Origin of the sequence: Limimaricola pyoseonensis, assembly GCF_900102015.1 — a bacterium.
Taxonomy (GTDB): domain Bacteria; phylum Pseudomonadota; class Alphaproteobacteria; order Rhodobacterales; family Rhodobacteraceae; genus Limimaricola; species Limimaricola pyoseonensis.
In genome coordinates this window covers 468,461-495,037 of record NZ_FNAT01000001.1, presented here as the reverse complement: position 1 = coordinate 495,037, position 26,577 = coordinate 468,461, and the positions used below count along the sequence as shown (strand labels likewise).

Sequence of the window (26,577 nt, the reverse complement as noted above, 5' to 3'; positions counted from 1 at the left end):
CCGGGCCACACCCGGCCGCGCGCCCGACCGGATCTCAGGCCGTCGCGGGATCCGCGCCCGTGACCTTCAGCGCAAAGGCATAGCTGCGCGCCGCGTCCTCCAGCGCCGCGAAGCGCCCCGACTTGCCGAAATGGCCGGAGGTCATGTTGGTCCGCAGCATCAGGATGTTGTCGTCGGTCTTGCTGGCGCGCAGGCGGGCCACCCACTTGGCGGGCTCCCAGTAGGTCACGCGCGGGTCCGAGACGCCGGCGGTCACCAGCATCGGCGGGTAGTCCTGCGCCGCGACGTTGTCATATGGCGAATAGCCCCGGATGTCTTCGAAGGCCTCGCGGCTCTCGATCGGGTTGCCCCATTGCGACCACTCGCCCGGGGTCAGCGGCAGGCTGTCGTCGAGGATGGTCGCCAGCACGTCGACGAAGGGCACGTCGGCGATCGCCCCGGCCCAGAGGTCCGGGCGCATGTTCAGCACCGCGCCCACCAGCAGCCCGCCGGCCGAGCCGCCCTGGATGACGATCCGGCCCGCGGCGCTGTAGCCGCCGCCGATCAGCGTCTCGGCCGCGGCGATGAAGTCGTGGAAGGTGTTGGGCTTGCCGCCGAACTTCGCGGCCTCGTACCAGCCGCGCCCCAGCTCCTCGCCGCCGCGCACATGCGCGATGGCATGGACGAAGCCGCGATTCACCAGCGACAGCCGGTTGGCCGAGAAGGCCGCCGGCATGCTCGCGCCATAGGAGCCGTAGCCGTAGAGCAGGCAGGGCGCGCTGCCGTCGAGCGGCGTGTCCTTGTGATGCAGGATCGTCACCGGCACCTCGGCGCCGTCATGCGACGGTGCCGTGATACGGAGGGTGACGTAGTCCGCCGGGTCGTGGCCCGACGGGATCTCCTGCGTCTTGCGCAGCACGCGCTCGCCGCTCGACAGGTCGTAGTCGAACACCTGCGGCGGCGTGGTGGGCGAGGAATAGGTGAAGCGGAAGACGTCGGTGGCGTATTCGGGGCCGGGATCGGCGGCCAGCGCATAGGCCTGCTCCTCGAAGCCGATCACCTGCGCCTCTTCCGGCGGGCGGCCGGCGGCGACGTAGCAGATGCGGGGCAGGGCGTTGCGCCGCTCGGTCCAGACCGTCCAGCCCTCGAAGGCGGCGAGGCCCACGATCATGCGGCCCGGCTCGTGCGGGATCAGGTCGCTCCAGTTGTCGCGCGAGGGCTGCGCGACCGGGGCGGAGACGACCTTGAAGTCGACCGCGTCGTCGGCATTGGTCAGGATCAGCAGCCTGTCGCCCTGGTGCTCGACCTCGTATTCGAGGCCGGTGCTGCGCGGCTCGACCACGTGCGGCACGGCCTCCGGGTCGGCCGTGGGGATCAGGTGGACCTCGTTCTCGTCGTTCATGCCCGTGGAGATCGCCACATAGGCACCCGAGCGCAGCCGCTCGACGCCGACGCCGTAGCGCGTGTCGCTCTCGGTGAAGACCAGCACGTCCTCCGCCGGGTCGCTGCCCAGCACGTGCTGGTACACCTTGTTGGGGTGGTGCCGCGCATCGACGCGCACGTAGAACAGCGTCCGCGCATCGGCCCAGGCCATCGAGGCCACGTCCGGGATCTCCTCGTCGAGATCCGCGCCGGAGGCGATGTCGCGAAAGCGCAGCCGGAAGAACTCGGAGCCGTTGACGTCGGCGCTCCAGGCCAGCGTCCGGTGATCCGGCGAGATCTGCGTCCGGCCGAGCTGGAAGTAGTCCTGCGCCTCAGCCTCGACATCGACGTCGAGCAGGACGTGCTCGTCGCCGCCCTCGCGCGGTGTGCGGACGACCCGGGGGTATTCGGCCCCGTCGGCGAAGCGCACGGCATAGGCGAAGGGACCGTTGCGGCGGGGCACGCTGCTGTCGTCCTCCTTGATGCGGCCGCGCATCTCCCGGACGAGGCGTTCCTGCAGCGCCGCGGTGTCGGCCATCGCCGCCTCGTAATAGTCGTTCTCGGCGGTCAGGTAGGCGGCGATGTCGGCCGGCAGCTGCCGCGGATCGCGCATCGCCTCCTGCCAGTTTTCGGCGCGCAGCCACGCATAGTCGTCATGGAGCGCCACGCCATGGACGCGTGTCGAAGTGGGGCGGCGCTCGGCCACCGGAGCGTCGGGCAAGGCCTTGAAGGGGTTCGGCATGTTGGTCCTTTGGATCCTGTCCCCCTCAGTGTGGGGACGGAGGGGCCGAATGACAACGTGCCGGTGCGGCCCGTGACCGGCAGGGCCGCGTTCGATTGGTCGGCACGCGCGACGCACCATCGCACGAGGTCGCTGCCGGCTCCGCGCGACCGGTCCGCTCAGCCGGAGAGTTCCACGTCCTCCCGCACCAGCATGACGGTCGCGGGCGCGTGGCTGGCGATGCGGCCGCCATGCGAGGGCCAGAAATAGTCCCCCACGCCCGGCCGATGGCTCGCCATGATGACGAGGTCGGGGTCGAGCGTCCTGATCTCCTCGAGCAGCGCGTGGTCGAGATCGCCGGTGGGGTCGTTCACGATGAAGCTGTGCGTCTCGGTCCGGACCGCGCCGTCGGGGAACTGCTCGGCGGCGAAGGCCTGCAGCTTCTGGGCGAACTGCTCCGGCGTCCGGGCGACCGAGCTGGGCGCCGAAGGCGTGGCCGACAGGTAGGTGATCGTCGCGCCGAAATGGCGCGCGAGATCGGCCCCCACGGCCAGCGCGCGCTGCATCTGGTCCAGATGCCTCAGATCGATCGGGATCGCTATGGACTTGAACATCTCGACGGCTCCTGTGCGGCTGCTGCAGCGATCATAACATGGTCGCGCCTTGCTCGACCGTGTCATGTTCTCACGGTCTACCGCCATTTCCCTCGAAACGGGTTCGAAGCCCGCTCGGATTGAACGCGTAGTCCCAACTTACAGACCAATGCCCGTGTGCAGCTTCGATCCGCATGTCGAAGAAGGAGGGCCAGTTCATTGCGAAAAATGTTGCCTGGCGGGCGAGGAGGGGTTTCTTCCAGCTTTGCCATATTTGCTCATATTGCGTTATGCGTACAAGCGACGGCGCTAGTTCATCTTCGGGTAGAGCTATTTGCGCCTTGTCAGCACGACACTAAGCAAGTGATCTGCTACAGGAGCAGGCGATGTATCAAGCCATGACCAGCCTACTTCTCTGCATCACCTCCACCGCGGTCTGCGCTGATGAGCTGACGTTCCGATGCAATTGGGGGCAAGGCGATCCGTTCGAAATTGTCATCGACCAAAGCAGTTCATCGGCAACACGTAGCGATGGCGGAAGCACCTATGACGTTCTGAAAATCCATCCTGAAGCAGTTTGGCTCAGGGTGCGGGCGCCGTTCTCTAACGATCTCGCCGTGCAAGTGATCGAACGCCGCGAATACGGTGCTGGTCGATGGGCAGATGTGGTGATTGCCGCTGACGGGACCGTTTCGTCGGTATCGGATGGGCAATGCCGAGAGGTAGCCTCCAGCAAATAAGTCAGGTGCTGTGACCAGACTTGGAGATTGTCCCCGCATGGATGGTACGCGAATAACGAGATTAGGACACGACGGCCGAGTGAGACGGATCACTGAATGGGATAAGGTAATACGTGTCGGTGTTTAGCGCTTTCGGGACCGCTCAGCCTCGCCCTCGGCGTGATATCTTTCTACCGTTGCCGCGCATCGCATCAGCACCGAAATCGTGTGTGGTCGGCCCGGCATGACATTATTACCGTTAGTAACGCATCTTACCCCGTGCGGGGCATGATGCGCTTTGAGTTCAGCGAATTAGATGTTGTTCTGGTAGGCCCGGAGGGATTCGAACCCCCAACCAAACCGTTATGAGCGGTCTGCTCTGACCGTTGAGCTACGGGCCCCCGCGCTCCTCCTAGCAGGTCAGGCCCCCCGGTCAAGTTGGCGCTGGCCCTTTGCCGGGTCCTGCGGTATCGCGGCGGCAATCTGGCAGACGGCATGCGGGGGACGCGATGACGAAGGACGGGCTGACCTACGCCCAGGCGGGCGTGGACATCGATGCGGGCAACGCGCTCGTGGAGCGGATCAAGCCCGCGGCCAAGCGCACCGACCGGCCCGGCACCATGTCCGGCCTCGGCGGCTTCGGGGCGCTGTTCGACCTCAAGGGCGCGGGCTTCACCGACCCGGTGCTGGTCGCCGCGACCGACGGCGTCGGCACCAAGCTGCGCATCGCGATCGACACCGGCCATCTCGACGGCGTCGGCATCGACCTCGTGGCGATGTGCGTCAACGACCTCGTCTGCCAGGGCGCCGAGCCGCTGTTCTTCCTCGACTACTTCGCCACCGGCAAGCTGTCGCTCGATCACGCCGCGCGGGTGATCGAGGGGATCGCGGCGGGCTGCGAGGCTTCGGGCGCGGCGCTGATCGGCGGCGAGACGGCGGAGATGCCCGGCATGTACCCGGCCGGCGATTTCGACCTCGCGGGCTTCGCCGTGGGCGCGATGGAGCGCGGCACCGCGCTGCCCGACGGCGTGGCCGAGGGCGACGTGCTCCTGGGCCTCGCCTCGGACGGCGTGCATTCCAACGGCTACAGCCTCGTGCGCCGCATCGTCGAGCGCGCGGGCCTCGGCTGGGACGACGCCGCGCCCTTCGCGGACGAGACGCTCGGCGCGGCGCTGCTCGCGCCGACCCGGCTCTACGTGAAGCCGGTTCTGGCGGCGATCCGTTCGGGCGGCGTGCATGCGCTCGCGCACATCACAGGTGGCGGGCTGACCGAGAACCTGCCGCGCGTGCTGCCCGACGGGCTGGGCGCGAAGATCGACCTCGGCGCATGGTCGCTGCCGCCGGTGTTCGACTGGCTGAAGCGCGAAGGCGGGCTCGATCAGGCCGAGATGCTCAAGACCTTCAACTCCGGCATCGGCATGGTCGTGGTGGTCGACGCCGCGCGCGCCGAAGCGCTGGAGACGCTGCTGAAAGGCGCGGGCGAGACGGTGCACCGGCTCGGCCATGTCGTGGCCGGGCAGGGCGTGGAGTACGAGGGCGCGCTGTCGTGACCGAGCCGGCCCGCGTCGCCATCCTGATCTCCGGCGGCGGCTCGAACATGCTGGCGCTGGTCCGCGACATGGCGGGCGATCACCCGGCGCGGCCGGTGCTGGTGGCCTCGAACGACCCGGCGGCGGGCGGGCTCGCCCGTGCCGCCGGTCTCGGCATCCCGACGGCCGCCGTCGATCACCGGCCCTTCGGAAAGGACCGCGCCGCCTTCGAGGCGGCGCTGACCGAGACGCTCGAGGCGGCCCGGCCCGACATCATCTGCCTCGCCGGTTTCATGCGCATCCTCACCCCGGGCTTCATCGCCCGCTGGGAGGGTCGGATGCTCAACATCCACCCCTCCTTGCTGCCGAAATACCGTGGGCTCCACACCCATGCGCGCGCCATCGAGGCGGGCGACGCCGAGCATGGCTGCTCGGTGCACGAGGTGACGGCCGAGCTCGACGGCGGGCCGGTGCTGGGGCAGGCGCGGGTGCCCGTGCGGCCGGGCGACACGCCCGACAGCCTCGCCGCGCGGGTGCTGGAGCAGGAGCACAGGCTTTACCCCATGGTGCTGCGCCGCTTCGCCCAGGGCGACCGGACGCCGATCCGGCTCTGAGCGGCGCGCTTTCCATCCCCCGGCACTTGGCCTAAGACGGACGGGACGGGCCGCCGCGCCCCCTTCCATCTCCGCAAGCCCGGGACGACATGCAGACCATCACCACCACCGAAGACCTCGCCGCCTTCTGCGAACGCGCCGCGAAATACCCCTATGTCACGGTGGACACCGAGTTCCTGCGCGAGCGGACCTACTACTCCAAGCTCTGCCTCGTGCAGATCGCCCATCCCGGCGAGGACGGCCCCGATGGCGGCGAGGGCAGCGCGGTGCTGGTCGACCCGATGGTCGAGGGGCTGAGCCTCGCGCCGCTCTACGAGCTGTTCCGCGACCCCGGCGTCATCAAGGTGTTCCACGCCGCGCGGCAGGATCTGGAGATCTTCCAGGTCGAGGCCGGGCTGATCCCGGCGCCGCTGTTCGACACGCAGGTCGCCGCGATGGTCTGCGGCTTCGGCGAGCAGGCGGGCTACGAGACGCTGGTGCGCAAGATCGCCAAGGCCGAGATCGACAAGTCCTCGCGCTTCACCGACTGGTCGCGCCGGCCGCTGTCGGAGGCGCAGAAGGCCTACGCGCTGGCCGACGTCACCCATCTGCGGGTGATCTACGAATGGCTGGCGGGCCAGCTGCAGAAATCCGGCCGCGCCCGCTGGGTGGCCGAGGAGATGGCGGTGCTGAACGACCCCGCCACCTACCGCGTCGATCCCGAGACCGCCTGGATGCGGGTCAAGACCCGCTCCAACGCGCCCAAGTTCCTCGCCGCGCTGCGCGAGCTTGCGAAGTTCCGCGAGGCCTATGCGCAGGAGCGCGACGTGCCGCGGTCGCGCGTCTTCAAGGACGACGCTCTGGTCGAGCTGGCCTCGACCCGGCCGGCCTCGGAAAAGGATCTCGGCCGCTCGCGGCTGCTCTTGCGCGAGGCCCGCAAGGGCGAGATCGCCGAGGGCATCCTCGCCGCGGTCGATCGCGCGGCCAAGACCCCGCCCGAGAAGATGCCGAAATCCGAGAAGCCGCGCGACCAGCTGCAGGTGAACCCGGCGCTGGCCGACCTCTTGCGCGTGCTGCTCAAGGCCCGCTCCGAGGCCGAGGGCGTGGCGCCGAAGCTGATCGCCAGCTCGGCCGATCTCGACATGCTGGCGGCGGGCGAGCGCGACGTGCACGCGCTCTATGGCTGGCGGCGCGAGGTGTTCGGCGAAGAGGCGCTGGCGCTCTGCGAGGGCCGGGTGGGCCTTGCCGCCAAGGGCGCGCAGGTGGTGACGGTCGAGCTCTGAGACCGCCGCCCGAGTGGCCGCAGGCGATGCCGCCCACTGGCAAATTCGCCAATGGTTCTTACCTAAGGGACACAGACCGAGCACAGGAGACGCAGATGGCCCAAGCCGCCTTCGAAGACATCGCCGACACCTTCGAGTTCCTCGACGACTGGGAGGACCGCTACCGGCATGTCATCGAGCTGGGCAAGGCGATGGCGCCGCTCGAGGACGCGCTGAAGGTGCCCGCGACCAAGGTGCATGGCTGCGCGAGCCAGGTCTGGCTGGTGCCCGCGCCCGAGAACGGCACCTTCCATTTCCGCGGCGACAGCGACGCGATGATCGTGCGCGGCCTGATCGCGGTGCTGCACGCGCTTTATGACGGCGTGCCGGTGCAGGACGTGCCGCGCATCGATGCCGGCGGCGAGCTGGCCCGGCTCGGGCTGAACGACCACCTCTCGGCGCAGCGTTCGAACGGCCTGCGCGCGATGGTCGAGCGGATCCGCGAAACCGCGATGGCCGCCGCCTGATCAGGCCCGCGCCAGCGCGCCTTCCAGCTCCCCATAGCCGGTCGCGCGGCGCTCGAATTCCAGCCCCAGACGCTCGGCGTGGCGGCGCGCCAGTTCGGTGAGCGCCTCATCGTCGGTCTGGGCCTGGTAGACCAGCGTCTCGTAATTGCCGAAATACATGTCCCGCAGATCCGGGTGCCGGTCGAGGCCGAGCGGCTGCCAGACGAAGGCGTCGAACTGCCGCACGAGGAAGTCGGTGAGGTAGAAGCTCGTCACCTCGCCGCGCGCGGCGAAGGCGTCGACGCCCTCGTAGAAGGCATAGCAATGCGGCCCCTCGACCATGCCGACGCCGAGCCGTTCGCAGGTGCGGGCGAGGTCTCCGCCGGTGCCGCAATCGGCATAGACCACGAAGACCCGGTCGTATCCCGCGCCGCGCGCCTGCACGGCGGCCTCGACCGCGGGCGCGATCTTCTCGGGGCGGTTGTGCAGGATCGCCGGCAGGCAGTGCAGGTCGAGATGGTCCCAGCCGTTGCGCCCGATCAGCGCGAGGACCTCGCGCGCCAGCGCGCCGCAGGCGATCAGCAGCACCCGGCCACGCCCCTCGGGCGCAAGGCCCGAACGCGTCAGCTGGTCGTCTGAGGGCAGGTCGGTCATGGTAGGGAAATGGTCGCGCCGCCGGGGCGGCGCAACCGGGGTCAGCCCGCGGCCATCTGATTGTGGCGGCGTGCGACGAAGTCCTTCGCCGTCTCCACCGCCACGGCGGCGTCGCGGCAATAGGCGTCGGCGCCGATCGCGCGGCCGAACTCCTCGTTCAGGGGCGCGCCGCCCACGAGAACGATGTAGTCATCGCGGATGCCCTTCTCCTTCATCGTGTCGATCACGACCTTCATGTAGGGCATGGTGGTGGTCAGCAGCGCCGACATGCCGAGGATGTCGGCCTGCTCGCGCTCCAGCGCCTCGAGGTAGTTCTCGACCGGGTTGTTGATGCCGAGATCGACGATCTCGAAGCCCGCACCCTCCATCATCATTGCCACGAGGTTCTTGCCGATGTCGTGGATGTCGCCCTTGACGGTGCCGATCACCATCTTGCCCATGCGCGGCGCGCCGGTCTCGGCCAGGAGCGGCTTCAGGATCGACATGCCGCCCTTCATGGCGTTGGCGGCCAGGAGCACCTCGGGCACGAACAGGATGCCGTCGCGGAAATCGTTGCCGACGATGGTCATGCCACCCACCAGCGCCTTGGTCAGCACCTCGTAGGGCTGCCAGCCACGCTCCAGCAGGATCTCGGTGGCCTCCATGATCTCGTCCTTCAGACCGTCGTAGAGGTCGTCGAACATCTGGGCGACGAGCTCCTCGTCGTCGAGTTCGGACAGGACGATATCGTCTTCGTCGGACATGCGGGCCTCCTCGGGCGGGCGATGCTGTATGAACCGGATCAACGCGCGGATCGGCGCGCGCGGCTCTGCCATTTCCGACACTGCCTGCCCCGCAACCGACTCTGATGCAAATGAAAAGCACGAAGGATCAGCATGAGCCGCGTTCAACTTCGCGGCTTGCGGCCGCGCGGCGGATCGGGAAGCTTACCTGCGGGGAAACGAGAGAGGGGGAAATCCATGCTGGCCATGGACCGCGGGACGCTGAACGCGTTTCTGGAGACGGACTTCGCCGAGGTGGCGCACCAGTTCCGGGTGGAGCGGGCCGACGAGGCCGGGCTGACGCTGCGGCTGCGCGCCGATCCGATGCATCTTCGCCCCGGCGGCACGGTGTCGGGCCCGGCCATGTTCGGCCTCGCCGACGTGGCGGTCTACCTCGCGATCCTGTCGCGGATCGGGCCGAGGGCCCTGACCGTGACCACCAACGCCTCGATCGATTTCATGCGCAAGCCGGCCGCCGGGGTGGACCTGCTGGCCGAGGTGCGGCTTCTGAAGCTGGGCCGGTCGCTGGCGGTGGGAGACGCGCTGATCTTCAGCGCCGGCTCGGAGGCCGCGATGGCGCGCGCCGCGCTGACCTACGCGATCCCGCCCGAGCGGCGCTCGGCATGAAAAAAGGGGCCGGACGAGGCCGGCCCCACAGGCAGGAAGAGCCGGGGAATCAACCCTTCCAGAACGGCAATGCGGCCTCGCGGCGGACATCGGCCTCGCTCAGGCCGAGATCGCGCAGGCGCGCCGGGTCGATATGCGCCAGCGTCCGGCGGGTGCGGGCCCGGCGTTCCCACAGCGCGACGCGGCGAGCCAGCGCCACCAGCGCCGCGGAGACGAGACCATGCGGCGCGAATTCGCGATCGGTCAGCGACGGGGCGGGGGCGACGAAGGTGGTCATGGCGGCACTCTTGTATTGACACAATGTGGTCGTTCAGGGATACGCAATAGATACAATCTGCGGCGAACGGCGTCGATAGGAGTTTTGTGATGGATACAACTTGGTGGCCGGAACTGGCCGAGGGCATCCCGGTCAAGCACCAGGCCATCAAGCGGTCGATCCAGCAGGCGGTGGGCACCGGGCGGATCGAGCCGGGCACGCGGCTGCCGCCGGTGCGCGAGGTGGCCTGGCGGCTCGGGGTGACGCCGGGTACCGTCGCCCGCGCCTACAAAGACCTCGTCGACCAGGGCGTGCTTTCGGCCATGGTCGGGCGCGGCACCTTCGTGGCGGTGCCCGAGACCCCGGCGCCGCTGCCGGCGCTGCTCGACCATCTCGGCCCTGGGCGCGACGGCACGATGCTGAACCTGCGCACCGCGCACGTGGCCGATGTCGGGCAGGGCGCAATGCTGCATTCGCTGTTGAAATCCCTCCCCGATCCCGGCCCGGGCGCCTATGTGACCTATCCCGGCCCGGAGCATGACCTGCGCCTTCGCGAGCTTCTGGCCGGCTGGTTCGCCGCACCCGGCCACGGCATCATCGCGCCCGAGGACGTGGTGCTCACCGCCGGGGCGCAGCACGGCATGGTGGTGCTGCTGCAAAGCCTGCTGCACGGGCCGCGGCCGGTGGTGCTGACCGAGGAGCTGGCCTATCCCGGATTTCGCCACGCCGCGGCGCTGGTGCGGGCCGAGATCAACGGCATCTCCTTCGACGGCGAGGGGCTCCTGCCCGACGCGCTGGCCCGGGCCTGCCGCGAGACCGGGGCGCAGGTGCTTTGTACCAGCCCGGAGGCGCACAATCCGACCACCATCCGCACCTCGCCGGAGCGGCGGGCGCAAATTGTGTCGGTCTGCCGCGAGTACAATCTGCAGATCATCGACGACGACTGCTTCCGTGCCGAGGGCGGCGAGGATGCCAGCTACCGCCGCCTCGCGCCCGAACGGTCCTGGGTGGTGACAACGCTGTCGAAGACGCTCAGCCCCGACCTGCGGCTCGGCGCGATCCTCGCGGCACCGGGGCAGGGCGGCCGCGCCCGACTGGCCGCGCAGCAGCAGTTCTTCGGCCTGTCGCGCCCGACCGTGGCGCTGGCCGAGGCGGCGCTGTCGAGCGGCGTCGCAGACCGGGTGCGCGACGCGGTGCTGGCGGTGCAGGCGCGCCGCGTGGCGATGGCCCGCGACCGGCTCGGCGGCTTCGCGCTGCGGCTGCGCGACGGCGTGCCCTTCGCCTGGCTCGAGATGCCGCGCGGCTGGCGGCCCTCCTCGCTCAGCGGCGCGGCCGAGGCGCGCGGCGTGCGGATCAAGCCGGCCGACGAGTTCGCGCTGATCGACGGGCGCGCGCCCTCGGCGGTGCGACTGGCCCTGACCGGGGAGCGCGACGACGCGGCCTTCGCCGCAGGGCTCGACCGTCTGGCCGAGCTGCTGGCCGCCCCGCGGCAGGAGGTGGAAGTGTGATTTGTTGGGGTATCTGGATACCTTATTTGCAAGCCACTGTTTTACATATATAAATTGCGGCACAATGCGCTTGACCTGACCGCGGCTTCGTTTAGAACCCGCCCATCGAATTTGCGCGGGCGGCCCCCGGGGCGGTGCGCGTTGCAGATCAAGGGCAAGACCATGAAAACCTTCACCGCTACTCCGGCGGATATCGAGAAGAAGTGGGTCCTGATCGACGCCGAGGGCGTCGTGCTGGGCCGCCTCGCCTCGATCATCGCCATGCGCCTGCGCGGCAAGCACAAGGCGTCCTTCACCCCGCACATGGACATGGGCGACAACGTCATCGTCATCAACGCCGACAAGGTGCAGCTGACCGGCAAGAAGCGCGAAGAGCACTTCTACTGGCACACCGGCCACCCGGGCGGGATCAAGTCGCGCACCAAGCAGCAGATCCTCGAGGGTGCGCACCCCGAGCGCGTCGTGATGCAGGCCGTCAAGCGGATGCTGCCGGGCAACCGCCTGTCGCGCACCCAGATGACCCATCTGCGCATCTTCGCCGGTGCCGAGCACGGCATGGAGGCGCAGAAGCCCGAGGTTCTGGACGTCAAGTCCATGAACAAGAAGAACACGAGGACCGCATAATGGCCGATCAGATCAATTCGCTCGAAGAGCTGGGCTCGGCCGTCTCGACCGAAGGCCAGACCGCGACCGAGACCCTGACCCCGCGTGAGCCGGTGCGCGACGAGCACGGCCGCTCCTACGCGACCGGCAAGCGCAAGGACGCCGTCGCCCGCGTCTGGATCAAGCCGGGCTCCGGCAAGGTCACCGTCAACGGCAAGGAGATGGACGTCTACTTCGCCCGCCCGGTGCTGCAGATGATCCTGCGCCAGCCGTTCCAGGTCGCCGGTGTCTCGGGCCAGTTCGACGTCTACGCCACCGTCGCCGGCGGCGGCCTCTCGGGCCAGGCCGGTGCGGTCAAGCACGGCATCTCGAAGGCTCTGCAGCTCTACGATCCCAGCCTGCGCGGCGCGCTCAAGGCCGCGGGCTTCCTGACCCGCGACAGCCGCGTCGTCGAGCGCAAGAAGTACGGCCGCCGCAAGGCCCGCCGCAGCTTCCAGTTCTCGAAGCGCTGATTTTTCGCACATCGCTGCGATCGGAAAGGGCGGCCCCTCGGGCCGCCCTTTCTGCATGCGCGCCACGGCGCCCGCGACGACACGGGCCTGCGCCGATTCCCCCTTGCGAGTCACACGGTTTGCGGAAAAAGCAGCGGCGCGTCTTCGCGGTTGATCTTTGCGTCGGCGCGGTGAAGCATCCGGTCGGGGGAACAGCGGGGCAGGCATGGGGCTGAGGGAATACGCAACCACCGAAGGGGGCCGCGCCGCGACGCTGGTCGCGCCGCCCTTCCTCTACGCGCTGGCGCTGCTGGCATTGCCGATCCTCGCGGTCGTGCTGTTCAGCTTCTGGACGCAGGACTTCATGACGGTGGACACCAGCTTCACGCTGGCCAACTACCGCGAGATCCTCGACAAGCCGATCTACACCATGCTGCTCGGCCGCTCGCTGATGGTCTCGGGCATCGTCACGCTGGTCACGGTGATCCTCGCCTTCCCGGTGGCCTATTACGTGTCGTTCCACGTCCAGCCCTCGAAGAAGTCGCTCTGGCTGTTCTTGATCACCATCCCGTTCTGGACCAGCTACCTGATCCGCGTCTTCCTGTGGAAGGTGATCCTCGGCTACAACGGCGTGATCAATTCCGGCCTCGTCGGCGCCGGCATCATCGACGAGCCGCTGAGCTTCATCCTCTACAACGTCAACGCGGTGATCATCACGCTGGCGCATGCCTTCGCGCCCTTCGCGATCCTGCCGATCTTCGTCGCGCTCGAGAAGATCGACCGCTCGCTGCTCGAGGCCAGCCAGGATCTCGGCGAGAGCCGCGTCACCACCTTCTTCCGCGTCACGCTGCCGCTGTCGATGCCGGGGCTGGTGGCCGCCGTGCTGATCGTCTTCATCCCCACGATCGGCGACTACGTCACGCCCGAGCTGATGGGCGGGGCCGGCGGCAAGCTGATCGCCAACATGATCCAGACCCAGTTCCTGCAGCTCAACAACGCGCCGCTCGGCGCGGCGCTGGCGCTCGTCGCCATGGTCTGCGTCACCGCGATCAGCCTCGTCTTCGTCGGGCTGAACCGCCGCTGGCTGAGGGGGCGGTGATGAAGAAGGGCCGTTCGCTCGGGACCTACGCGGTCCTCTACCTCGTCTTCCTCTACGCGCCGATCGTGCTGCTGCCGCTCTTCGCCTTCAACGACGCGACGATCATCGCCTTCCCGCTCAAGGGCTTCACCACCCAGTGGTTCGAGGCGCTGGCGACCAACGCGGCGCTGTTGCAGTCGCTCAGGAACTCGCTCTTCATCGCGGTGATGACCGCGATCTTCGCGACGCTTCTGGGGATGTGCGCGGCGCGCGCGGGCGCCATGGCCGAGTTTCCCGGCAAGAAGGGCATCATCGGCTTCGTCATGCTGCCCTTGGTCCTGCCCGAGATCATCGTCGCGGTGTCGCTGCTGATCGTGCTGCGACAGGTGCTGGGGCTCAACCTCAACAACTGGTCGGTGATCGCGGCGCACACGCTGATCTGCACGCCCTTCTCGATCGCCATCCTGAACGGCGCCTTCCAGAACCTCGACCCCTCGATGGAGGAGGCGGCGATGGATCTCGGCGAAAGCCGCTGGAGCGCCTTTCGCCTCGTGACCCTGCCGCTGGTGATGCCGGGGATCATCTCCTCGATGCTGATCGCCTTCACCATCAGCCTCGACGAGTTCATCATCGCCTTCTTCCTCACCGGGGCGAACCCGACCATGCCGGTCTACATCTGGGGCCTCCTGCGCTTTCCGGCGCAGCTACCCGTGGTGATGGCGCTCGGCACGATCCTCGTGACGCTCTCGGTGGTGCTCTTGGTGATCGCCGAATATTTCCGCCGCCGCGGCATGGCCCGCGCCGGCGTCAAGGATACCGGAGGCTTCCTGTGACCCCCCTCATCGAACTCAAGGGCGTCGAGAAACATTACGGCGACTACCACGCGCTGCGCGGCATCGACCTCGACATCCGGCAGGGCGAGTTCTTCTCGCTCCTGGGCCCGTCGGGCTGCGGCAAGACCACGCTGCTGCGCACCATCGCGGGCTTCGAGGCCGTCTCCTCCGGCACGATCCGCATCGACGGGCGCGACATGAAGGGCGTCGCCGCCAACCACCGGCCCACGAACATGGTGTTCCAGTCCTACGCGGTCTTCCCGCATCTTTCGGTGGCCGAGAACGTGGGCTTCGGCCTGCGCCGCGACCCGCGCTCGAAGGCCGAGAAGGCGCGCGCGGTAGAGCAGGCGCTGGAGATGGTGGGCCTGGGCGGCTACGGCCAGCGCCGGGCGCATGCGCTGTCCGGCGGCCAGCGGCAGCGCGTGGCGCTGGCCCGCGCGCTGATCCTCGAGCCGAAGGTGCTGCTTCTGGACGAGCCGCTCTCGGCGCTCGACAAGAAGATGCGCGAGCAGATGCAGGTCGAACTGATCCGCCTGCAGCGCCAGGTCGGCATCACCTTCATCCTCGTCACCCACGACCAGGAGGAGGCGCTGGTCATGTCCGACCGGATCGCGGTGATGTTCGAGGGCGAGATCGGCCAGATGGCCGACCCCGAGACGCTCTACCGCCGCCCGGCCAGCAAGCGCGTGGCCGAGTTCATCGGCAAGATGAACTTCCTGCCCGCCGATGTCCGCCGCGACGGCGGCGCGATCGAGGTCGATGTCGCGGGCCTCGGGCGCGGCGCCATCGCCGCCGAGCAGGCGCCGGGCGGCGTGCCCGTCGGGGCCGCCACGGTCGGGCTGCGCCCCGAGACGCTGGCGATCCTGTTCGAGGGCGAGGCCACCGACCGCCGCGTCGCCGAAGGCGTGGTCGACGAGGTCGTCTATTACGGCGACATGACCTATTACGACGTGCGCGTGCCCGGCGTCGACCGGCCGCTCAACATCGCGATGAAGAACCTGATCGGCCGGCCGGTGCTCGATGTCGGCACCAAGACCCGCGTCGCCTGGGACGAGCGGGCGCTGGTGCTGCTGCCGGGCTGATCGGGACGCCGCTCAGAGCGGCATGGAGAACCGGACCCCGAGGCTTTCGAGCCCGGGGTTGGTACCAGAGATGTCGGCGTTCGAGCGGTGGTCGTAATGCATCGACAGCCGCGCGCCGCCCCCGAACTCCACGCCGACGCCGATCGAGGAGCGGAACTCGACCGGGTGGCCCAGATCGGGCCCGTCGGCCTGCAGGTAGACCCCCGGCATCAGCGAGGTCTCGAGATAGCCGGGGCCGGGCAGGTCGCCGGTCCAGGCGACGCCGATCCCGGCCCAGACATCGCCATGCGAGCTAACGGAAAGGCCGGTCAGCGGCTGGAACGGGCCGTAGCGCCGCGCGAAGTGGTGCTGCAGGTAGATCTCCTCGCCGATCTCCTCTTCCTGGAACAGCAGGTTGCCGACCTGCACCGCCTGCCGCCCCTGCGCCGGCTGTAGGGCGAAGCAGCCGGCATTGGGACAATGCTCCAGCGCCATCTGGCCGAAGCCGGTGGCGGCGAAGAGAAGGGCGATTGCGGCGTCCATGCTGTGCTCCCGTGTTCCTGCCTTGGGTGAACTGGCCCGCGCGGCGGCGGTGGCAAGCGCCGCGTCAGACGCCCTGCCGGGCCAGTAGGGCCACCAGCTCGGCCTGGCGCGTGGTGCCGGTCTTGCACAGCACGCTGCGCAGCTGGTTGCGCACGGTGTTGACGCTGCAATCCCTCAGCGCCGCGATCTCGCGCAGGTTCAGCCCCTCGGCCAGCTCCTGCGCGACCGAGGTCTCGGCCGGGGTCAGCTGGAACAGCTGGCGCAGCGTCTCGGCATCCGGGCCGACCGGCGCGCGCGAATCGACCACGATCAGCGCCGCGACGGCCTCGCCGACCCCGAGCAGCCGGGTGACCGCACCGGGCGTCTCGCGTCGCGGCAGCGGCACCAGCCGCGCCAGCAGCGCGTTGCCGTCCCCGATCGCCACCCGGAAGCCGTTGCCGTTGCGGCCGCCCGAGGCGAGCTGCGCGTCGAGCGCGGCATTGGCGGGCGCGGCACGGAACCGCAGCCGGCGATCCGGCCCGAGCCGGATCGCCTCGCCGAGCGACAGAAGCGCCTCGCCGCGCGGGTCGGCCTGCAGCAGCCGCGACTTATGGTCGAGCATGAAGCAGGCGGTGCGGGAATTGAGCGCGGCGTGGATCTCGCTGCCGTGGCGCAGCGCGCTGCGTTCCGCCAGCCGGCTCAGGTCGAGTGCGCGGCGCAGATGCGGCGCGAGCCGCTGGATCAGCTCGCACGTGGTCCCAGCCAGCGCCTCTTCGTGGCGCGGCGCGAAATTGCTGGTCAGCAGCATGACCCCCTGCTCGCTGCGCTCGATCAGCGAGCCGACCGCGCATTGCATGTCGCCCAGCGGCAGCAGGAAATCGGCGTAGAAGCGGCCGCGCCGCAGGACCTCGGGGTCGAGCACGTCGGCTTCGCGCAGCAGATGCATCACCGGCGCCTGCATCAGCCGCGGCAGCCACGGGTTGATGCCGGCGAAATGCTCGGGGTAGCGCGACCACAGGTCGGGGTCGAAATTCGCGCCCTGTGCCACCGCCAGCGGCGAGGGGCCATCGCGCAGAAGCTGCAGGGCCCAGCCGCCGCCGCCCGCCGCGGCGCTGAGCCTTCCGGGCAATTCGAGCCAGAGCGACGGTTCGATCGCGCACTGATAGATCAGGTCGACAAGGGTCTCGATCGAGTGATCCAGATCATGTGAGGCGGTCACGGGCGGCCTGTTCGATGGGTCGGTTCAGTGTATCCGGACCCTCCGGGGTTGCAATGTTTTCAAACGGGATAGCCGGCCGAGGGTTCCCTAGGGTACCCACCGGCCCGTTCGATTTTTCCCGGTGCCGGTGGCCGCGGGTCCACACCTAACGGTCTGGCGGGATCAGCCCGAGGCCGCGCAGATACACCCCGATCCCGCTTTCGAGCAGGTCCTCGGGCGGAAAGGGCGCACGGGTGCCGGGCGATCCGCGGGCGAACAGCTCCACCACGCCGTGGCTCATCGCCCAGATATGCGCCGCGAACATCTGCGGCGGCGGCCGGCGGTCGGCCGGGATATGCTCCGACAACGCCTCGGCCGCGCGCTCCAGCACCCGCATCGCCCGCGACGACACGGCGGCCAGCTCGGGCGTCCGGTTGACCGAGATGCCGCTTTCGAACATCGCGACGTAATGACCGGGATGCTTGCGCGCGAAGGCGAGATAGGCCCGGCCCACCTTCTCGAAGGCCGAGAGCACGGTGGGCCGGCCCCCGTCATAGGCGAACTCCAGCAGGTCGGCGAAGATCTCGTAGCCCTGCCGCGCGGCCTCGGCGATCAGGTCCTCGCGCCCGGCGAAGTGGCGGTAGACGGCGGCCGGCGTCACGCCCGCCTCGCGCGCGGCTTCCGACAGGGTGAAGCCGGTCGGGCCCTTGGCCTCGATCAGCGCAAGGCAGGCCTCGACCAGCGCCTGGCGCAGATTGCCGTGGTGATATCCCTGCTTCGGCACGTCAGTCCCTTGGCCAGAGCGCGGTGGTGCCGGCGATCTTCGGGTCGATCCCGCCCACGGCATCGGCATCCTTGCCGTCGTAGTCGATCGCCGTCAGCACGCAGCGGATCGCGTTCACGCGCGCCCGGCGCTTGTCGTCGCCGCGCACCACCCGCCACGGCGCGAAGCCGAAATCGGTCCGATCGAACATCGTCGCGATGGCGGCGGTGTAGTCGTCCCACCTGCGCAGCCCCTCGACGTCGATCCGGCTGAGCTTCCACTGCTTGAGCGGGTCGCGCTCGCGCTTCAGCATCCGCTCCAGCTGGGTGGCGCGACCGACATTGATCCAGAGCTTGAAGAGCAGGACGCCGTCATCGGTCAGCAGCTTCTCGAACGGCTCGACCTGCGCGTAGAACCGCTCGACCTGCTCTGCGCTCGCGAAGCCGAAGACTGGCTCGACCACGGCGCGGTTGTACCACGACCGGTCGAAGAAGACGATCTCGCCGGCGGTCGGCAGCTCGCGCACGTAGCGCTGGAAGTACCACTCGCCGGCCTCGGTCTCGTCGGGCTTCGCGAGCGCCACGGTCCGCGCGCCGCGCGGGTTGAGGTTCTCGCGGAACCGCTCGATCGTGCCGCCCTTGCCAGCGGCGTCGCGGCCCTCGAACACCACCACCACGCGCTGGCCGGTGGCCTTCACCCAGGATTGCAGCTTGACCAGCTCGACCTGCAGCGCCGCCATGGCGTCGTCGTAGTCCTTGCGCTTCCATTTCGAGGGGTAGGGAAAGCGCGGATGCGCGATCTCGCCCTTGCCGTTGTCGTGCAGGATCTCGCGCAGCGCGTCGGGCGCCTCGTCGTCGTGGAACCGGCTGATCGCGCCGTCGAATGGCTTGGGCATCGTCACCTCCCGGGAACCAAGCATGGCGGGCGCGCGGGCTCAGAGCAATCCGGCGCGCCGCGCGGCCCGGTCGATCGCCGCGACGACATGCGCGGGCGCGACATGGTGCGGCATGTGCCCAACATCTTCCAGCACCGTCAGGTTCGCGCCGGGAACGAGGCCCTCGAGCCGGGCCGAATGCACCTCGAGCGGCACGATGGTGTCGATCTCGCCATGCACGATCTCGACCGGCACCGAGATCGCGCCGTAGCGCGCGCTCATCTCGGTCACCTGCGGCAGCAGCGACGTCACCTGCCGCGCGTTGACGCGCAGGCTCGACCGGCGGATCGCGAGGCCGGTGCCGACGAACTCGGCATAGCCCTCCGGGATCGGGTTGGGGCGGAAGATGGCGTCGAGCGTGTCGCCCACCGCCCGCTCAGAGGCGAAGGCGGTGATCAGCGGCGGCAGCACCGCGCCGCCCAGCGTCGTGCCGTTGAAGCGGTAGAGCGGCCCGAGACCGCTTTCCCACGGCATGGTCGCGCCCGAGAGGTTGACCAGCGCCGCGAGGTTGTCGGGCCGCTCCAGCGCCCAGGCCATCGCCACCGCGCCGCCATAGGAGTGGCCGACCACCACGGGCTTCTCGGCCCCGAGCTGCGCGGCCGCGGCCTGCAGCACCCGCGCCTGCGCCGCCGGGCTGTCGGCGCGGCTGCTCAGCCGGTCGTCGGCCCGCGGGTCGATCGGGTCGCTGTAGCCCAGGCCGGGCCGGTCGAAGGCGATGACCCGGTAGCGCTCCGACAGCCGCTCGGCGAGTTGGAAGGTCATGTCGCGCAGGTTGCCCGACGCGCCGTGGATCAGCACGAGGTCGGGGCCTTCGCCCGTCACCACGGCGTGCACCTTGCGGCCCGCGACCTCGACGAAGGCGCCGATCGGCGGATAGGCCTCGAGCGCGCGCGCCTCGCGCCGGTCGGCGCGGTGGTCGACCAGCGCGCAGCCGCCCAGGGCGGTCAGCGCGAGCAGGGCTGCGAGCTTAACGGCCAATGTCGTTCAGGTCGTAGGGGGTGGTCTGGTAGATCTCGTTGATCCAGTTGCCGTAGAGCAGATGCGCGTGGCTGCGCCAGCGGTTGGCCGGCGGCCGGGAGGGATCGTCGTCGGGGAAGTAGTTGCGCGGCACCGCGATGGCCGAGCCCGCCGCCACGTCGCGGTCGTACTCCTCCTTCAGGGTGTGGCTGTCATATTCGAGGTGGTTGAAGATGTAGAGCGTGCGCCGCTCCGGATCCTCCACGAGACAGGGGCCCACCTCGTCCGAGGCGAGAAGCGTCTTCAGCCCCGGCCGGGCGTCGATGTCCTCCTGCCGGATCTCGGTCCAGCGGCTGACCGGCACGGTGCAGTCGTCCGAGAAGCCGCGCAGATAGGGGCTGTCGGGCTTGAGGTTGCGGTGCCTAAAGCAGCCGAAGGCCTTGTCCTCGAGCAGGTGCTTGGGGATGCCGTGCTCATGCGCGATCATCGCCATGCCGCCCCAGCAGACCCCGAAGGTCGAGTGGCAATGCGTGCGGGTCCAGTCGAACACGCGGCGCAGCTCGTCCCAGTAGGTCACCTCGTCGAAGTCGAGATGCTCGACCGGCGCGCCGGTGACGAGGAAGCCGTCGAACTTCTCGCCCGTGGCCTCGACCTCGGAGAAGGGGCGGTAGAACTCCTCCATGTGCTCGGCGGCGGTGTTGCGCGCCTCGTGGTCCGACATGCGGATCAGGCTCATCTCGATCTGCAGCGGCCCCGCGCCGATCAGCCGGGCGAACTGCGTCTCGGTCTGGATCTTCTTCGGCATCAGGTTCAGAAGCCCGATCCGCAGCGGCCTTATGTCCTGCCGCGCCGCTTGGTCATCCGACATGACCATCACGCCTTCGCGCGAGAGCACGGAATAGGCGGGGAGGGTCTCTGGGATGCGGATCGGCATGGTCTGTCCTTTGCGGTGGAAGGGGTGATCTAGGCGGGCCGGGCGGCCTTGCCAAGCTTGCCGTCGAGCGCCTCGGCCACCACCGCCTCGAAACCGGCGGCCGAGGAGAGGTCCGACAGCGCCTCGGTCGGGATGCTGACGCCCCAGCGCGCGGCCATACTGGCATAGCGCGGCTGGCGATGCGCGAGCGCGCGGGCATAGGTCCAGCGGATGAAATCGTCGGGGTCGACCCGGTCGGGGGCGAGGCCGGTCTCGGCGAGGTAGCCCTCCCAGGCCTTCAGCAGGAAATCCGGGCTGTAGGCCATGGGCTTGGGCGCGCGGTCGAAGCGGCGCACCAGCTCGGCGGTGTGCGCCTCCGACCCCTCGATCCAGATCATCAGCATCTCGTCCGACAGAAGCCGCATCAACGGGTCGTCGGGGTCGTCGGGGTCGACCCATTCGCAGATCGAGCCGCCGGTGTCGCAGACGAAATGCGGGTAGCCGTAGAGCGCCTGCGCCCGCTCGATGAACCAAGGCGTGTCCTCGAGCGCGGCGATCTCGGCGCGGCGGAACTGCTCCTGCCGCTGGCGGTAGGTCTCGATCGGCAGCCCGCCCTTGGCCGGGTCGCCCGGCTTGCCGAGATAGGCCGAGACCGGGGCGAGGTTGTCGAAGGTGATGTTGGAGCCGATGTAGATCGAGTCCGACAGCAGCAACTCGCGCAGGAACGGCACCTTCATCGCCTCGCGCTTGGCGTTGTCGGCGATCAGCTCGCCCATGTGCCGCGTGCCGATCCGGTAGTCGATCGAGTAGTGGAACCAGTCGCCCGAGCCGCGCAGCAGCTTGGAGACATGGGTCTTGCCGAGGCCGGACATCCCGAAGAACAGGACGCGTTTCTGCGGAGCGGACAGCCAGTCCGAGGCGGAGCGATAGATCATGCCGGCATGGCTACAAGGCCCGTGCGGGGCGGTCCAGTCAGAACCGCTGCGCGAGCCTGCGCCGCCGGCGCAGCAGTCGCCCGTCGATCACCACCAGCCCGGCCGCGAGCAGGCCGAAGCCCGCGAAGGCCCGCGCCGGCAGCGCCTCGCCCAGCACCACGACGCCGAGCAGGATCGCCACCGGCGCCACCATCAGCGTCACCAGAAGCACGTTGCCGCTGCCCGCCACCGCGATCACCCGGTAGTAGAGGATGTAGGCCAGCGCCGTCGAGCCGAGCGAGACATAGGCCAGCCCGCTCCAGACCGGGGCCGAGAGCGTCAGGTCCGGCGCGCCCTCGAAGCCCCAGGCCAGCGGCAGCATGATCAGCGCGGCCCCCGTCGTCATGCCCGCCGAGGCGGTCAGCGGCGGCAGGCCGGTCAGCGCCTTGCGCGCCCAGACGCCCGCCAGCGCGTATGAGATGGTGGCGCCGATCACCGCGACCTGTCCCATCGCGCCGAGATCGAAGCCCGACAGCGCCGCGGGCCCGATCACCGTGACCACGCCGGCGAAGCCGCAGGCGACGCCGGTGGCCTTGCGCAGGCTCAGCCGCTCATCGGCAAAGAACAGCGCCGCGAAGAGCACGCCGAAGATCGCGGTCGAGGCGTTGAGGATCGCCACCAGACCGGTCTCGACATGCTGCTGCCCCCAGGCCAGCAGGCCGAAGGGGATGGCGTTGTTGAGCGCGCCCATGACCAGAAGCGCCGCCCAGACCCCGAGCCCGCGCGGCAGGGGCCGGCGCGCCAGGAGCGCCACCGGCCAGAGCGCCAGCGCCGCCCAGACCGCCCGGTGCCCGACGATCCACAGCGGCCCGACCTCGTCGAGCGCGACGCGGACCGAGAGGAACGAGCCGCCCCAGATCAGGGCGAGCAGGCCGAGCTGTCCCCAGGCGGCGTTGGTCATGGATTTCTGCGGTGTCATGCCCCGCACTCTGCACGCGGGCCAAGCGGGCGCAATCCGGAACCTGCGCCAAACGCGAAAGGGGCCGGCGCGGCGGCCGGCCCCTTCGATGCGGTGCAGGACGCGATCAGAAGCGCGTCGAGATGCTCATGCCGTAGGCCACGGCGGTGTTGTCGTCGAAACTCGCGCGCGCTGTGTCCGGCGTGCCGGTCTCGGGGAACGCGTCGCCGAGCCAGGTGTAGCGCACGCCACCCGAGATGGTGACCTGCTCGTTGGCCTTGTAGGCGCCGCCGAGGCTCACCCAGCGGCTGCCGTTGGTCGGCTGCAGCGGCGAGACGAGGTCGTCCTTCTCCGGCTCGTAGCCGATCGCGACCTGGCCCGAGAACATGTCGTTGAAACGACGGCCGACGCCGATCTGCGCCGAGTAGTTGTCCTCGATGTTGGTCAGGCTCTGGCCGCCGGTCGCCAGCGAGAAGAACTCGGGCGAGACCAGCGTCTCGGAGTATTCCGCGTAGCGGATGTTGGCGAAGACGAGGGTGTCCTGCGCCACGCCGGTCTGCATGTCGAGGTTCCACGCCGCCGGGGTCTCGACCTTGGTTTCGCCGATCCCGTCGAGGCCGCCGCTGGCGGTCACCGGCAGCAGGCCGATCGGCACGCCGCCGAGGGTCTCGGTGCTGTCGAAATCATGCTCGATCGAGGAGTTGTAGGTCAGCGCGACGCGCAGCGCGATCTCGGGGCGCTCATAGGCGGCCCCCAGCACGTAGCCGTAGGCGTCGTTCTCGTCGAGCATCACCTCGTAGCCGCTCAGCCCGCCATAGGCGAGGCCCTCGAGCCGGATCGAGCCTTCCAGCGTCTCGCGGCGCAAGCCGCCATGCACGCTGAAGTTCGGGTTGATCTTGTAGCGGCCGATCACGGTCGCGGCGACGCTGTCGAGCTCGGCGCTGGTGCCGCCGAGGTTGCTGCCGGGCGTCTCGGAATACATGATGTCGGCGCCGAAGGGCTGGTCGACGATCAGCGCCATCGACACGTCCGGGTTGACGTCGAACTTCAGGCTGCCCGAGGCGTTCAGGAAGTCTTCGCCGACGTCGTCATACTCCGCGTCCGAACCCGGGAAGAGCGCGAACTCGCCATCCTCGCCCGAGATGTCCGGCCAGACGCGGCCGAGGCTCAGCTCGAGGACGTTGCCCTCCTCGAAGATCGCCGTCACGTCCTGGTTCGAGCGGTCGAGGCCGACCGCTGCCGCCTGGCTGGCGGCGAGGGCGGCGGCAAGGGCGATGGCGCTGGCGGCGCCGTGGTGCAGTGTCATGTGTTCTCCCCAATCACGAAGATTTCCCTTCGGGGAAACCTGTCGAGATGCGGCGATTTGCGTCAATCTCTGACCCAACGTCAGCCGGGATACTGCGCCGGAACGTCACAAAACCGGCACGCGGCGCGGCCGGGCGCGGCGCAGGTTGATCCAGTTCGCCACGAGGATCAGCGCGCCGCCCGCCAGCGTCGCCGCCGCCAGCGGCTCGGCATAGAGCAGCCAGCCCAGCGCCGCGATCACCGGCAGGCGCAGGAAATCGACCGGCATCACCGCGCCGGCGGGCGCGAGCGACAGCGCCCGCGTCAGGCAGCCATGCGCGGCGAGGCCGCAAAAGCCGATCAGCGCGACGCCCGGCCAGTGCACGCCCGGCGCGGCGATGTCGCCGTCGAAGCCGGCGCAGGCGAAGCCGAACACCGTCTGCAGCGCGGTCAGCCAGACCAGCACCGAGACGACGCTCTCGTGCCGGGTCAGCCGCTTGGTGAAGACGGCCGTGGTGGCAAAGCAGACCGCGGCCGCGAGCGCGGCGAGGATGCCGGGCTCGATCGCCCCGGCATCGGGCCGGGCGACGAGCAGGATGCCGAGAAAGCCGAGGCTCACCGCGCCGAGCCGGCGCCGGGTTAGCGGCTCGCCCAGCGCCAGCGGCGCGATCAGGATCACCCAGAGCGGCGAGCTGAACTCGAGCGCGAAGACCTGCGCCAGCGGGATCGCGGTGATCGCCCAGAACCACAGGTTCTGCCCGGTGAAATGCGCGATGTTGCGCATCAGGTGCAGGTGCGGGCGCTGCAGGCCGACCGTGCGCCAGCGCCCGCTCGCCCCGGCGAAGGCCGCGATCAGGGCGAGGCCGACGAGGCTGCGCCAGAACATGATCTCGAAGGTGTCGAGCGCCGCGCCCACCTCGCGCCCGGCGATCGCCATGGCCGAGAAGGAAGCGACCGCGCCAAGCATCCAGAGCGCGCCCGCGAGAGGCCGGTGAGGGGGTTGGTCCGTCATGGCGCGACTGTCGCGGAGGTTGCGCGGGCTGTCCAGCGGGCGCGGGACCGCCGGGGGCGCTCAGTGTGGCAGGTCGGGCAGGGGCTTCAGGGCATGCCATTCGCCGACCGGCACAGTGACCGGCCCGCTTCGAGTGCTCGAAAGCGGAAACCTCTGCGCCGGCCCTCGGCGGGGGCCTCGGGCGTGAAAAGCTGAAAAGGCCCCACCGGGGCCTTTTCACCCCGGCCAGCGGCCGGGGTCGCTTTTCACTCCCACTCGATCGTGCCCGGCGGCTTCGAGGTCACGTCGTAGGTCACGCGGTTGATGCCGCGCACCTCGTTGATGATCCGCGTCGCGGTCTCGCCGAGGAAGTCGTGGCTGAACGGGTAGTAGTCGGCGGTCATGCCGTCGACGCTCGTCACCGCGCGCATCGCGCAGGCGTAGTCATAGGTCCGCCCGTCGCCCATCACGCCGACCGTGCGCACCGGCAGCAGCGCCACGAAGGCCTGCCAGATCTCGTCGTAGAGGCCGTGCTTGCGGATCTGGTCGATGAACACCGCGTCGGCGCGGCGCAGGATCGCCAGCTTCTCGCGGGTGATCTCGCCGGGGCAGCGGATCGCGAGGCCGGGCCCGGGGAAGGGGTGGCGGCCGATGAAGCTGTCGGGCAGGCCGAGCTCGCGGCCAAGCGCCCGCACCTCGTCCTTGAACAGCTCGCGCAGCGGCTCCACGAGCTTCAGGCCCATCTTCTCGGGCAGGCCGCCCACGTTGTGGTGGCTCTTGATCGTGACCGAGGGGCCGCCCGAGAAGCTGACGCTCTCGATCACGTCCGGATAGAGCGTGCCCTGCGCGAGGAACTCGGCGCCGCCCACTTCGCCCGCGTGCTTCTGGAACACGTCGATGAAGAGCTTGCCGATGGTCTTGCGCTTGACCTCGGGGTCCGAGACGCCCTCGAGCGCGTCGAGGAACAGGTCCTGCTCCTGCGCGTGCACCAGCGGCATGTTGTAGTGGTCGCGGAACATCGTCACGACCTGCTCGGCCTCGCCCTCGCGCAGCAGGCCGTGGTCGACGAAGACGCAGGTCAGCTGGTCGCCGATCGCCTCGTGGATCAGCACGGCGGCGACCGAGCTGTCGACGCCGCCCGACAACCCGCAAATCACCTTGGCGTCGCCCACCTGCTCGCGGATCTTGCGGATCGCCTCCTCGCGGTAGGCGCCCATGGTCCAGTCGCCGGTGAAGCCGGCGATGTGCAGGAAGTTCTCGAGGAAGGTCCGGCCGTTCGGGGTGTGGTGCACCTCGGGGTGGAACTGCACCGCGTAGAAGCGGCGGTCGAGATCGGCGGTGATGGCGAAGGGCGCGCCGGGCGAGGTGCCGCAGACCGCGAAGCCGGGCGCGAGCTTGGAGACGTGGTCGCCATGGCTCATCCAGACCTGCTCGCGCCCCTCGAGGAACCAGCCGCGCAGAAGGTCGGTGGCCTCGCCCTCGGGCTCGACATAGGCGCGGCCGAACTCGGCGGTGCCATCGCCGCGCAGCACTTCGCCGCCCAGCATCTGCATCATCACCTGCTGGCCGTAGCAGATGCCGAGAACCGGCACCTCCAACTCGAAGATCCGCATCGGCGGGCGCGGGCTGCCGGCGTCGGGCACGCTCGCGGGGCCGCCCGACAGGATCACCGCCTGCGGCTCGAAGCGGTCGAGGAAGGCCTCGTCCACGGCATTGAACGGGTGGATCTCGCAGTAGACGTTCAGCTCGCGCAGGCGGCGCGCGATCAGCTGCGTCACCTGGCTGCCGAAATCGACGATGAGAAGGCGCTGGTGGTGGGGGCTGTGCTCGGTCATGGGCAGCGAATAGGCCGGGTCCGCCCGCCGCGCAAGAGGCGCATTTCGCGAAAACCGGCCCCGGGCGGGACGCCATGTCGCTTTCGCCCCTCAGGTGGCGCAATCCATCCAA

Annotated in this window: 28 protein-coding genes and 1 tRNA gene; 12 read left to right on the top strand and 17 right to left on the bottom strand. The window is 69.2% G+C overall.

Going from position 1 to position 26,577, the window contains the following annotated elements:
• Window positions 1-34: 34 nt before the first annotated feature.
• Together BLT43_RS02400 and BLT43_RS02395 are read right to left on the bottom strand one after the other, a co-directional pair.
• Complete coding sequence (locus BLT43_RS02400) at window positions 35-2,143, bottom strand: S9 family peptidase (protein WP_090109740.1); 2,109 nt, start codon at window positions 2,141-2,143, stop codon at window positions 35-37.
• 158 nt (window positions 2,144-2,301) lie between these two features.
• Window positions 2,302-2,736: a universal stress protein gene (locus BLT43_RS02395; RefSeq protein ID WP_090109738.1), complete on the bottom strand. Its 435-nt coding sequence runs from the start codon at window positions 2,734-2,736 to the stop codon at window positions 2,302-2,304.
• 365 nt (window positions 2,737-3,101) lie between these two features.
• Here BLT43_RS02395 and BLT43_RS18825 point away from each other — a divergent pair, with 365 nt between their 5' ends.
• Complete coding sequence (locus tag BLT43_RS18825; protein WP_131802610.1) at window positions 3,102-3,455, top strand: hypothetical protein; 354 nt, start codon at window positions 3,102-3,104, stop codon at window positions 3,453-3,455.
• A gap of 304 nt (window positions 3,456-3,759) precedes the next feature.
• Here the strand turns inward: BLT43_RS18825 and BLT43_RS02390 are convergent.
• Window positions 3,760-3,835: transfer RNA gene (locus BLT43_RS02390), tRNA-Ile, on the bottom strand.
• 108 nt (window positions 3,836-3,943) lie between these two features.
• Between BLT43_RS02390 and purM the strand changes: the two genes are divergently transcribed.
• The 4 genes from purM (at window position 3,944) to BLT43_RS02370 (ending at window position 7,345) form a co-directional block, all read left to right on the top strand.
• Window positions 3,944-4,984 (top strand): phosphoribosylformylglycinamidine cyclo-ligase, encoded by a 1,041-nt coding sequence (gene purM, locus BLT43_RS02385; RefSeq protein WP_090109736.1) that lies wholly within the window; start codon window positions 3,944-3,946, stop codon window positions 4,982-4,984.
• Window positions 4,981-5,577, top strand: a complete 597-nt coding sequence (gene purN / locus BLT43_RS02380) for a phosphoribosylglycinamide formyltransferase (protein ID WP_090109735.1) — start codon at window positions 4,981-4,983, stop codon at window positions 5,575-5,577. The genes purM and purN overlap by 4 nt, the downstream gene beginning before the upstream one ends.
• 89 nt (window positions 5,578-5,666) lie before the next feature.
• Complete coding sequence (gene rnd / locus BLT43_RS02375) at window positions 5,667-6,839, top strand: ribonuclease D (protein WP_090109733.1); 1,173 nt, start codon at window positions 5,667-5,669, stop codon at window positions 6,837-6,839.
• 95 nt (window positions 6,840-6,934) lie between these two features.
• Window positions 6,935-7,345, top strand: a complete 411-nt coding sequence (locus BLT43_RS02370; protein ID WP_090109731.1) for a SufE family protein — start codon at window positions 6,935-6,937, stop codon at window positions 7,343-7,345.
• Here the strand turns inward: BLT43_RS02370 and BLT43_RS02365 are convergent, their stop codons facing one another.
• Window positions 7,346-7,978 carry a DUF1638 domain-containing protein gene (locus tag BLT43_RS02365; RefSeq protein ID WP_090109729.1) on the bottom strand — a complete coding sequence of 211 codons (633 nt, stop codon included), beginning with the start codon at window positions 7,976-7,978 and terminating at the stop codon, window positions 7,346-7,348.
• 41 nt (window positions 7,979-8,019) lie between these two features.
• On the bottom strand, window positions 8,020-8,721 hold the full coding sequence (locus BLT43_RS02360) for a corrinoid protein (RefSeq protein WP_090109727.1): 702 nt from the start codon (window positions 8,719-8,721) through the stop codon (window positions 8,020-8,022).
• A gap of 216 nt (window positions 8,722-8,937) precedes the next feature.
• Between BLT43_RS02360 and BLT43_RS02355 the strand changes: the two genes are divergently transcribed.
• Complete coding sequence (locus tag BLT43_RS02355; protein ID WP_242652189.1) at window positions 8,938-9,366, top strand: PaaI family thioesterase; 429 nt, start codon at window positions 8,938-8,940, stop codon at window positions 9,364-9,366.
• 49 nt (window positions 9,367-9,415) lie between these two features.
• Here BLT43_RS02355 and BLT43_RS02350 read toward each other — a convergent pair whose 3' ends face one another.
• On the bottom strand, window positions 9,416-9,643 hold the full coding sequence (locus BLT43_RS02350) for a DUF1127 domain-containing protein (protein ID WP_090109725.1): 228 nt from the start codon (window positions 9,641-9,643) through the stop codon (window positions 9,416-9,418).
• Between the two features lie 89 nt (window positions 9,644-9,732).
• On the opposite strand from BLT43_RS02350, the gene BLT43_RS02345 reads away from it, so the two are divergent.
• From BLT43_RS02345 to BLT43_RS02320, 6 genes are all read left to right on the top strand, one after another.
• Window positions 9,733-11,130 (top strand): aminotransferase-like domain-containing protein, encoded by a 1,398-nt coding sequence (locus BLT43_RS02345; RefSeq protein ID WP_090109723.1) that lies wholly within the window; start codon window positions 9,733-9,735, stop codon window positions 11,128-11,130.
• A gap of 162 nt (window positions 11,131-11,292) precedes the next feature.
• Window positions 11,293-11,754: a 50S ribosomal protein L13 gene (rplM, locus tag BLT43_RS02340; protein ID WP_090110238.1), complete on the top strand. Its 462-nt coding sequence runs from the start codon at window positions 11,293-11,295 to the stop codon at window positions 11,752-11,754.
• Window positions 11,754-12,245, top strand: a complete 492-nt coding sequence (gene rpsI, locus BLT43_RS02335) for a 30S ribosomal protein S9 (RefSeq protein ID WP_090109721.1) — start codon at window positions 11,754-11,756, stop codon at window positions 12,243-12,245. The genes rplM and rpsI overlap by 1 nt, the downstream gene beginning before the upstream one ends.
• A gap of 205 nt (window positions 12,246-12,450) precedes the next feature.
• Window positions 12,451-13,323 carry an ABC transporter permease gene (locus BLT43_RS02330; RefSeq protein ID WP_090109720.1) on the top strand — a complete coding sequence of 291 codons (873 nt, stop codon included), beginning with the start codon at window positions 12,451-12,453 and terminating at the stop codon, window positions 13,321-13,323.
• Window positions 13,323-14,135, top strand: coding sequence for an ABC transporter permease (locus tag BLT43_RS02325; protein WP_090109718.1), 813 nt, complete (start codon window positions 13,323-13,325; stop codon window positions 14,133-14,135). The genes BLT43_RS02330 and BLT43_RS02325 overlap by 1 nt, the downstream gene beginning before the upstream one ends.
• Window positions 14,132-15,217 (top strand): ABC transporter ATP-binding protein, encoded by a 1,086-nt coding sequence (locus BLT43_RS02320; protein WP_090109716.1) that lies wholly within the window; start codon window positions 14,132-14,134, stop codon window positions 15,215-15,217. The genes BLT43_RS02325 and BLT43_RS02320 overlap by 4 nt, the downstream gene beginning before the upstream one ends.
• 12 nt (window positions 15,218-15,229) lie before the next feature.
• Here BLT43_RS02320 and BLT43_RS02315 read toward each other — a convergent pair whose 3' ends face one another.
• The 11 genes from BLT43_RS02315 to guaA all read right to left on the bottom strand — a co-directional run bounded on the left by BLT43_RS02315 (window position 15,230) and on the right by guaA (window position 26,465).
• Entirely contained in the window at window positions 15,230-15,739 is a 510-nt protein-coding gene (locus BLT43_RS02315) for an acyloxyacyl hydrolase (protein ID WP_090109714.1), read from the bottom strand.
• 64 nt (window positions 15,740-15,803) lie between these two features.
• Window positions 15,804-16,937, bottom strand: a complete 1,134-nt coding sequence (locus BLT43_RS02310) for a helix-turn-helix transcriptional regulator (RefSeq protein ID WP_090109712.1) — start codon at window positions 16,935-16,937, stop codon at window positions 15,804-15,806.
• Between the two features lie 145 nt (window positions 16,938-17,082).
• Window positions 17,083-17,700, bottom strand: coding sequence for a TetR/AcrR family transcriptional regulator (locus BLT43_RS02305; RefSeq protein ID WP_090109710.1), 618 nt, complete (start codon window positions 17,698-17,700; stop codon window positions 17,083-17,085).
• A 1-nt stretch (window position 17,701) separates the two neighbouring features.
• On the bottom strand, window positions 17,702-18,574 hold the full coding sequence (ppk2, locus tag BLT43_RS02300) for a polyphosphate kinase 2 (protein WP_090109708.1): 873 nt from the start codon (window positions 18,572-18,574) through the stop codon (window positions 17,702-17,704).
• A 39-nt stretch (window positions 18,575-18,613) separates the two neighbouring features.
• Window positions 18,614-19,591, bottom strand: a complete 978-nt coding sequence (locus BLT43_RS02295; RefSeq protein ID WP_090109707.1) for an alpha/beta fold hydrolase — start codon at window positions 19,589-19,591, stop codon at window positions 18,614-18,616.
• Window positions 19,581-20,504 (bottom strand): homoserine O-acetyltransferase MetA, encoded by a 924-nt coding sequence (metA, locus tag BLT43_RS02290; protein ID WP_090109705.1) that lies wholly within the window; start codon window positions 20,502-20,504, stop codon window positions 19,581-19,583. Before metA ends, BLT43_RS02295 begins: the two co-directional genes overlap by 11 nt.
• Before the next feature lie 29 nt (window positions 20,505-20,533).
• Window positions 20,534-21,418, bottom strand: a complete 885-nt coding sequence (locus BLT43_RS02285; RefSeq protein WP_090109703.1) for an ATPase — start codon at window positions 21,416-21,418, stop codon at window positions 20,534-20,536.
• A 37-nt stretch (window positions 21,419-21,455) separates the two neighbouring features.
• The gene (locus BLT43_RS02280; RefSeq protein ID WP_090109701.1) at window positions 21,456-22,358 is read right to left on the bottom strand and encodes a DMT family transporter; all 903 of its coding nucleotides are present in this window, start codon (window positions 22,356-22,358) and stop codon (window positions 21,456-21,458) included.
• 124 nt (window positions 22,359-22,482) lie between these two features.
• Window positions 22,483-23,661, bottom strand: a complete 1,179-nt coding sequence (locus BLT43_RS02275; protein WP_090109699.1) for an outer membrane protein transport protein — start codon at window positions 23,659-23,661, stop codon at window positions 22,483-22,485.
• Between the two features lie 105 nt (window positions 23,662-23,766).
• Window positions 23,767-24,651, bottom strand: a complete 885-nt coding sequence (locus tag BLT43_RS02270) for a DMT family transporter (protein ID WP_090109696.1) — start codon at window positions 24,649-24,651, stop codon at window positions 23,767-23,769.
• Window positions 24,652-24,896: 245 nt separating this feature from the next.
• A complete protein-coding gene (gene guaA / locus BLT43_RS02265) occupies window positions 24,897-26,465 on the bottom strand; it encodes a glutamine-hydrolyzing GMP synthase (protein WP_090109694.1) in 1,569 nt (522 codons plus the stop codon).
• Between the last annotated feature and the right edge of the window lie 112 nt (window positions 26,466-26,577).

Coding starts and splice junctions, on each gene's coding strand:
- BLT43_RS02280 (WP_090109701.1), bottom strand. CDS start 22,358: ATGACCAACGCCGCCTGGGGACAGCTCGGCCTGCTCGCCCTGATCTGG.
- guaA (WP_090109694.1), bottom strand. CDS start 26,465: ATGACCGAGCACAGCCCCCACCACCAGCGCCTTCTCATCGTCGATTTC.
- BLT43_RS02350 (WP_090109725.1), bottom strand. CDS start 9,643: ATGACCACCTTCGTCGCCCCCGCCCCGTCGCTGACCGATCGCGAATTC.
- metA (WP_090109705.1), bottom strand. CDS start 20,504: ATGCCGATCCGCATCCCAGAGACCCTCCCCGCCTATTCCGTGCTCTCG.
- rnd (WP_090109733.1), top strand. CDS start 5,667: ATGCAGACCATCACCACCACCGAAGACCTCGCCGCCTTCTGCGAACGC.
- BLT43_RS02330 (WP_090109720.1), top strand. CDS start 12,451: ATGGGGCTGAGGGAATACGCAACCACCGAAGGGGGCCGCGCCGCGACG.
- BLT43_RS02285 (WP_090109703.1), bottom strand. CDS start 21,418: ATGATCTATCGCTCCGCCTCGGACTGGCTGTCCGCTCCGCAGAAACGC.
- BLT43_RS02275 (WP_090109699.1), bottom strand. CDS start 23,661: ATGACACTGCACCACGGCGCCGCCAGCGCCATCGCCCTTGCCGCCGCC.
- BLT43_RS02365 (WP_090109729.1), bottom strand. CDS start 7,978: ATGACCGACCTGCCCTCAGACGACCAGCTGACGCGTTCGGGCCTTGCG.
- BLT43_RS02395 (WP_090109738.1), bottom strand. CDS start 2,736: ATGTTCAAGTCCATAGCGATCCCGATCGATCTGAGGCATCTGGACCAG.
- rpsI (WP_090109721.1), top strand. CDS start 11,754: ATGGCCGATCAGATCAATTCGCTCGAAGAGCTGGGCTCGGCCGTCTCG.
- rplM (WP_090110238.1), top strand. CDS start 11,293: ATGAAAACCTTCACCGCTACTCCGGCGGATATCGAGAAGAAGTGGGTC.
- BLT43_RS02400 (WP_090109740.1), bottom strand. CDS start 2,143: ATGCCGAACCCCTTCAAGGCCTTGCCCGACGCTCCGGTGGCCGAGCGC.
- BLT43_RS02315 (WP_090109714.1), bottom strand. CDS start 15,739: ATGGACGCCGCAATCGCCCTTCTCTTCGCCGCCACCGGCTTCGGCCAG.
- BLT43_RS02345 (WP_090109723.1), top strand. CDS start 9,733: ATGGATACAACTTGGTGGCCGGAACTGGCCGAGGGCATCCCGGTCAAG.
- BLT43_RS02370 (WP_090109731.1), top strand. CDS start 6,935: ATGGCCCAAGCCGCCTTCGAAGACATCGCCGACACCTTCGAGTTCCTC.
- BLT43_RS02360 (WP_090109727.1), bottom strand. CDS start 8,721: ATGTCCGACGAAGACGATATCGTCCTGTCCGAACTCGACGACGAGGAG.
- ppk2 (WP_090109708.1), bottom strand. CDS start 18,574: ATGCCCAAGCCATTCGACGGCGCGATCAGCCGGTTCCACGACGACGAG.
- BLT43_RS18825 (WP_131802610.1), top strand. CDS start 3,102: ATGTATCAAGCCATGACCAGCCTACTTCTCTGCATCACCTCCACCGCG.
- purM (WP_090109736.1), top strand. CDS start 3,944: ATGACGAAGGACGGGCTGACCTACGCCCAGGCGGGCGTGGACATCGAT.
- BLT43_RS02270 (WP_090109696.1), bottom strand. CDS start 24,651: ATGACGGACCAACCCCCTCACCGGCCTCTCGCGGGCGCGCTCTGGATG.
- BLT43_RS02325 (WP_090109718.1), top strand. CDS start 13,323: ATGAAGAAGGGCCGTTCGCTCGGGACCTACGCGGTCCTCTACCTCGTC.
- BLT43_RS02355 (WP_242652189.1), top strand. CDS start 8,938: ATGCTGGCCATGGACCGCGGGACGCTGAACGCGTTTCTGGAGACGGAC.